Here is a 4,679-nt window from a genome sequence, read left to right on the forward strand (position 1 = left end):
GGACGTTAATTAAAATGCTTGTCGAGACGGGCTGACGGGGGTACTTAAGCTTGCTTAGGTATCTAGTTAAGAGTCTTTGAAGCAAGAATCTCCGACTATACCCATAGGGTTAGGGGGAGAGCGTCAAGCCTTTAGAACCTGCGTGCCCTTGATTTACGACGGATTTACTTGGCTGATGAGGGCCTAGATGGCTGGCTTTTGCGTCTGTGCCTTTGTCCAATCACTATCAGCAGACGGATCAGGCCCAGCAGCTGATTAATCTGATGAGAGATTAACTTTAACCGGGCTAATCTCAGCCGAGTCTCTGCGATGTGCGATCGCCTCATCATCAAGGCCAACCCCATCTGCTGAGACGCGATCGCGACTGCATTAGCAGCGTTGTCAGCACTATGACCAGCGCCACTCTCCCCGCCCACCGACCGCAGCCAAGCCGTTAGCCGAGTCAGCTCGCACCGCCATCGCCAAACCTTTTTGATCATGAGCATTACTAGCGCTGCTAGTAAGCAGTTGCCAGCAATAACGGCTAGGACTGTAGACGACGCCATGATTTCTATCTCGTCTTGTCATCTCTGGTCTTACCACATCTCGCCCTACCACTCAGTGGAGTAGCTCATGACCAGTGGCGTCAATCCCAGCTCTTCTGGTAGCTTGGTGAACACTTCAAAAAAGGCCACTATTTCTCTAGCAGTCGGTCGCCCGCGCTTTCCCCCAGTGGCTCCCGCTGCGATGATACAGCCACAGCAGCCATTGTTGCTGTCACTATTGAGCATCCACTTTTCAATCGCCTGAGAATCCGTGGGCTCATTGATTTCGTATTCGTTAAACAAATGCAGAGACCCGGCTGCGGTCTTTAATAGGCCAATTTGAAATATTTGGCCACTCGCCAGGTCGCTCCCAGGATTGAAGCAGATGGCCTGAATTCCCCCTTCTAGCTTGAGCCGCTCAACTAGCTGTTTGGCCTTGGGCCGCGTGGTTTGAATGGTTAGCACCGGCCACTTGGCTTTGCTTGAGGGGGTTTTCTCTGGCGGGGTAAGAAAGTTTTGATAATAGATACGGCGGTGCTCTCTAAGCTGTTCGATCTCCTTAGTTCTGTAGCTGCTCAGCATGATCAGCGATCCTTCAGGCACGCTGTCATCGACGATCGCTGCGTTAGCAGAATCTAGAAACTCTCCAAGTTCTCCTTCTAGCTCAAAACCCATGTCAGCTAAGCTGCTGTCGCTGCCTGTCTCGCTAAGAAAGGCCGCAGAAACTTCTGGCAGGGTAGAAATTTTGACCGGGACTAGTTCTTTTCCTGCCTGCTCTAGTGACGCTGGGTTAGGAATGCGAAATCGGCTGCTAATCGACTGCAGCGAAAAGTTTTTAGTGTGAACATCATGTTTTTTCAAAAACCGATGGAGCGCTTCTAGGGCGACTACCAAACTGGCGGCTTCTTCTTCTGCTAGCTGCGATCGCAGCCCTTCTAACGGATGCACACTGCCAAAGTCATAGTCCACCGCTGCTGCCGGTAAGCCACTGACCGACGAGCTAGATAGCGGCACCACCCCTTCAGCCGGATTGAAGTTAATAAAAAGACAGTTTTGTTCTAAGAAAGCCTGCTGCATGGCCTCTTCTCGGTCATCGCTGCTAAGCAGCTTGTGGCGAAACTGTCGCAAAGAGTCTAGATCGCGGTAGAACAACAGACCAAACTCTAGGCCAGCGATGCCAAGTATAGATAGATATAGCGTCTCGATTTCCCAGCGGTTGAGCTCTATCGCCAGAATTTCCTGCTCGCTAAAAGCATTCCAAGGCGCGTCTTGCCATATTGTCGCGGCCTTCTTTAATAAAATCTCTTCAAAATCTTCTGGCAGCTCAACTTGGGGTGGGACAGCCGACTGAATTTTCTCGAAGATTTCGTCTATTGCTGGCAGCTCTGGAGAATGCTCAACCGGAATATCTAGCGACTGCAGCGCCCCTCGGAGGAAAAACTGAATCTCGCGATCGCATACCACCACCTTTCTAGGTCGAGCGGGCTCTACCTGCCCCTGAGGGGTTTCGATAGCTTGCAAGAGCGTTCGGACAATCGCCTCATGACCAGTCTCGGCTGGCACTACATTCATACCTCGTACCACGCCCTGCAAACTATCCACCCACAAGATGCAGTCGCCCTTCAGCGGGACATCATCGTCTCCGATGGCTGGCGGCATCATCGGCAGCGGCCTGCGATCGCACTCCCACACGCTCGTCAGACGAGGCAAATGGCTCAGGCGGCGGCAGGTAAACGGACTCAGTTGATGCATGAGGCTAAGCGGCTTGTAAAGATTCTCAGTATTTGAAAGATTCTCAGTATTTGATCGTTTGATTTTGATCAACTGACCTGTGCCATTCTACCGAGTTTGTCAGCGCTGTCGTATTGCTCTGCTCTAGAGCGACACGACAGTTCACCATTGACTAAAGTCCGGCTGAAGTCGAAAACCAATGCGCTAAACTATAGCCAACCAATGTACCCTTATGCGCGAGATGCGCGAGTACCTTAGCTAACGCCATCCCTGCCCACCCACCTTTTGCTAAACCCTATGTCTCAAACCACCACTCAGGCAACTGCCCAAGCCGAAAAAGGCATCCTTATGTCTGAAGCCGCGCTGACTCATGTCAAAGCCCTACGCGATAAGCAAGAAGGCGACCTATGTTTGCGCGTTGGGGTCCGTCAGGGCGGCTGTTCTGGCATGTCCTACATGATGGATTTTGAAGATCCTAACAATGTGGGTGAGCACGATGAAGTGTACGATTACGAAGGATTCAAAGTCGTGTGCGATCGCAAGAGCCTGCTGTATCTCTATGGCCTGATGCTCGACTATAGCGATGCGCTTATTGGCGGTGGATTTCAGTTCACTAATCCCAATGCTAACCAGACTTGTGGCTGCGGTAAATCCTTTGGCACCTAGCTTGCTAGCACCTTATTGGTCAGCGCATCACTCACCAGTGCTTTGACCAAAATTTGCCAACAATTTGACGCCGCTCTGAGCAATAGCGCTCTAACTGATAGCGCTCTGACTAGTAGAGCGCTGAACTAATGTAGCTCTAACTAATAGCGCTCTAACTAACAGAAAAACCAGGTCTACTCTCTAATATGCAAACCCTAGAAACCCAGTTTGAAGAGGGCATTTCTCGCTACAAAGAAGGTGAGTCTGCCGAGGTTCTCCTGCCTATCTTCAAAGATATCTGCGCTCAGGCCCCAAAAAATAGCGCGGCCCAAACCTGTTTAGCCTGGCTATATTTGCTAGCGGATAAGCCCAACGCTGGCTACAAAGCGGCTCAAAGGGCAGTAAAGCTTGCTCCTAAAGATCCACAGGCGCGCATTAACCTAGCGATCGCCTTGCTAGAAACCGGCAAAAGCGGCGTCCGTGATCAGATTGACCTCATCTCGCAGATGGTTTTTGCGGTGGATGAGCTCAAAGCAGAAGTCCAAGAGAACTTTGAAGAAGGATTAAGAAGAAAGCCCGATTGGAAGAGTCTGAAGAGAGTCCAAAAATGGTTGTTTGATTCCTGAACCAGCCTGTGAGAGTGGCTTTCAGCTATTTGAAGCGACAGAGCTGCTTAATATTAGTTCATTAAGTAATGACAACAGAACTTAGAAATACTGGACGGGGATCAGCGTCCTTGACGATCCCCACTTCATCTATAAAGTGCTTTCATCATCAGGGTTTAGGCATTACTGAGACAAGTGATTCAGAGGTGATCACGCCCTATTAAAGGCTCGCAGCGTCTGAAACAATAACTTAACGAGCGATCCCAGAAGTCACTGATAAGATTAGGTAAAGCAGTTGATAAGTCTTGCTTAACTTAGAGCCTTAACTTAAAGCCTTAGTTCAGAGTTTCAACCTAGAGCTTCAACTCAGAGCGTTCACGGTTCGAGTGGGCAGCAAGGACTTTTTCATTCTGCGTACACCCTATTAGGAGTCGCTGATTATGAACCTTCAACCAGTTTCAATCAAGCCAGAAACTCGTAACCACAAAGGTAGCTTTGTACAAAATGCAGACTATACCTTTGTAGAGCTAGACAAATCCGGTTGGGCGCTGATCTGTATTGACGATGCCGTATGCCACTATGTTGACCCTGACAATATCATCGCTGATCTGGAGGGTGTCAAAGCAGTCTAGTCCGTTAAGAACACGCTCAAAAGCGCTTAGTCGAGATTATGAATAGTCAAAAAATGGCCGCTTCTCTTACGAGGCGGCCATCTTTTTAGATAAATGCTATATCGACTAGGATGACCCACAAGATTGCTAGAGTATTTGTTTGAGTCTGCCTTTATGAAAGAGCAAATAAAAGATCGCGTAGGTGCCTTCCTTGATACCGCGCTGATGTTTAATCTATTTTTTGTTTTACTGAGCTTTGGTTGGTTTGTAGTGGCGCTAATTGGCCGGGCGACTAATATCAATCTTGGCTTTGACCTGTGGTACAGCCTTTGGGATTCGCTATTTATGCCCGCTATTGGCATTCTGATGGCGGGGGCACTGATCAGCGGCATATCTAGCTGGGTGAGCAATAAGTTTCTAGCCGAATAAGCGGTTTCTATCCAGACTCCGCTAGGACTCCGTCTATAGCGAAGCTTAGGGGGTGGTGTAAACGGGTGAGCTTTGCGAACAGTCTTGCGTATGATGTTGCTCAATCATGGCAACTTTTGATACAATAGTACTGC

6 protein-coding genes are annotated in these 4,679 nt (G+C 49.2%); 4 read left to right on the plus strand and 2 right to left on the minus strand.

The window, feature by feature from the left end:
- Positions 1-164: 164 nt before the first annotated feature.
- A complete protein-coding gene (locus tag IQ256_RS28405; protein WP_193859046.1) occupies positions 165-545 on the minus strand; it encodes a hypothetical protein in 381 nt (126 codons plus the stop codon).
- 45 nt (positions 546-590) lie between these two features.
- The gene (locus IQ256_RS28410; protein WP_193859047.1) at positions 591-2,276 is read right to left on the minus strand and encodes a hypothetical protein; all 1,686 of its coding nucleotides are present in this window, start codon (positions 2,274-2,276) and stop codon (positions 591-593) included.
- 276 nt (positions 2,277-2,552) lie between these two features.
- Here IQ256_RS28410 and IQ256_RS28415 point away from each other — a divergent pair, with 276 nt between their 5' ends.
- The 4 genes from IQ256_RS28415 (at position 2,553) to IQ256_RS28430 (ending at position 4,545) form a co-directional block, all read left to right on the plus strand.
- On the plus strand, positions 2,553-2,921 hold the full coding sequence (locus IQ256_RS28415) for an iron-sulfur cluster assembly accessory protein (RefSeq protein ID WP_193859048.1): 369 nt from the start codon (positions 2,553-2,555) through the stop codon (positions 2,919-2,921).
- Between the two features lie 185 nt (positions 2,922-3,106).
- A complete protein-coding gene (locus tag IQ256_RS28420) occupies positions 3,107-3,526 on the plus strand; it encodes a M48 family metallopeptidase (protein WP_193859049.1) in 420 nt (139 codons plus the stop codon).
- A gap of 419 nt (positions 3,527-3,945) precedes the next feature.
- The gene (locus IQ256_RS28425) at positions 3,946-4,137 is read left to right on the plus strand and encodes a hypothetical protein (RefSeq protein ID WP_193859050.1); all 192 of its coding nucleotides are present in this window, start codon (positions 3,946-3,948) and stop codon (positions 4,135-4,137) included.
- 153 nt (positions 4,138-4,290) lie between these two features.
- Positions 4,291-4,545 (plus strand): hypothetical protein, encoded by a 255-nt coding sequence (locus IQ256_RS28430; RefSeq protein ID WP_228025371.1) that lies wholly within the window; start codon positions 4,291-4,293, stop codon positions 4,543-4,545.
- Positions 4,546-4,679 lie beyond the last annotated feature (134 nt).

The sequence above is a fragment of the cf. Phormidesmis sp. LEGE 11477 genome (genome assembly GCF_015207105.1).
In the GTDB taxonomy this organism is placed as follows: Bacteria; Cyanobacteriota; Cyanobacteriia; order Phormidesmidales; family Phormidesmidaceae; genus Phormidesmis.

What these genes read in the sequence shown, in the direction of transcription:
- IQ256_RS28405 (WP_193859046.1), bottom strand. Translation starts at nt 545, where the DNA reads ATGGCGTCGTCTACAGTCCTAGCCGTTATTGCTGGCAACTGCTTACTA.
- IQ256_RS28410 (WP_193859047.1), bottom strand. Translation starts at nt 2,276, where the DNA reads ATGCATCAACTGAGTCCGTTTACCTGCCGCCGCCTGAGCCATTTGCCT.
- IQ256_RS28415 (WP_193859048.1), top strand. Translation starts at nt 2,553, where the DNA reads ATGTCTCAAACCACCACTCAGGCAACTGCCCAAGCCGAAAAAGGCATC.
- IQ256_RS28420 (WP_193859049.1), top strand. Translation starts at nt 3,107, where the DNA reads ATGCAAACCCTAGAAACCCAGTTTGAAGAGGGCATTTCTCGCTACAAA.
- IQ256_RS28425 (WP_193859050.1), top strand. Translation starts at nt 3,946, where the DNA reads ATGAACCTTCAACCAGTTTCAATCAAGCCAGAAACTCGTAACCACAAA.
- IQ256_RS28430 (WP_228025371.1), top strand. Translation starts at nt 4,291, where the DNA reads ATGAAAGAGCAAATAAAAGATCGCGTAGGTGCCTTCCTTGATACCGCG.